This window comes from Polaromonas sp. P1_E1_2 (assembly GCF_056406035.1).
Genome location: NZ_JBFUAZ010000935.1, coordinates 1 through 1039 on the forward strand (window position 1 = coordinate 1; position 1039 = coordinate 1039).

Genomic DNA, 1039 nt, shown 5'->3' on the forward strand with positions numbered 1-1039 from the left:
GCCCTACTGCGCCTGCCCCGCCGGTTTTGATGCGATCGCAGCCGCACTGGAATGGGTGGAGCCCGGCCGCATCGCCATCGTGYCCGGCCTGAGCATAGACAAGGGCGGCGTGCCCGACGTCATGCGCGGCGAGGAAACGCAGATCTTTGGCGCCTTGCAGCTGCTGGGTCTGACCCATGCCCGGCTGGTGCTACCCGGCACGCACAGCAAATGGGTCACCGTCGAAAACCGGCAAGTCACTGATTTTTCGACCTGGATGACCGGCGAGTTCTATGCGCTGCTGCGCCGCCAATCCATCCTCGCACGCATGCTGCCCGACGACGAACCCGCGCTGGACGCCGCCGCCTTTGACCAGGGCGTGGCCCATGCGCTGGCCGGCCCCGGCCTGCTGAACACAGCCTTCAGCACACGCACCCTGTCGCTGTTCCAGCGAATGACAACCGAGGCCATGCCCAGCTACCTGTCGGGCCTGGTCATCGGCGAGGAACTCAAATCCCAGGCACTGCCGCGCGGCGAGCCCGTGGTGGTGATGGGCGCCGAGGCGCTCACGGCGCGCTACGAACAGGCACTTGTCCACCTCGGCGTGCCCGTGAAGCGCGTGGGTGCGGGTGCTACCTGGCGCGGCCTGCGCGCCATCGCCGATACCCTGGCCTGACCGGCGCAGTATTGCGTCTCAACCCACAGAACACCATGAACAACGCACACCAAAAATTCTCCCAGGCCCTCGGCGCCCTCCCCCTGGTGGCCATCCTGCGCGGGCTGACGCCGGTAGAGGCCCTGCCTGTCGGCCAGGCACTCGTTGCCACGGGCTGGACGCTGATCGAAATTCCGCTCAATTCACCCCAGCCGCTGGACAGCATTGCCGCCATGGCCAGCGCTTTTCCGCAGGCCCTGGTTGGTGCCGGCACGGTGCTGACACCTGAGGCGGTGTGTGACGTGCACGCCGCGGGTGGCCAGCTCATCGTTTCGCCCAATTTCAACCCGGCGGTGGTGCGCGAAGCTGTCCGCCTCGGCCTGGTGTGCCTGCCCGGCATCATGA

Annotated in this window: 2 protein-coding genes; both read left to right on the plus strand. The window is 67.1% G+C overall.

Annotated elements, in window-relative coordinates; all coding sequences use genetic code 11:
• Positions 1–655 (plus strand): 2-dehydro-3-deoxygalactonokinase (locus AC1D1P_RS24210; protein WP_477674775.1); only part of this gene is annotated, 655 nt, incomplete at its 5' end.
• A 35-nt stretch (positions 656–690) separates the two neighbouring features.
• A partial coding sequence (locus tag AC1D1P_RS24215) for a beta/alpha barrel domain-containing protein (protein WP_477674776.1) occupies positions 691–1039 on the plus strand: 349 nt, incomplete at its 3' end.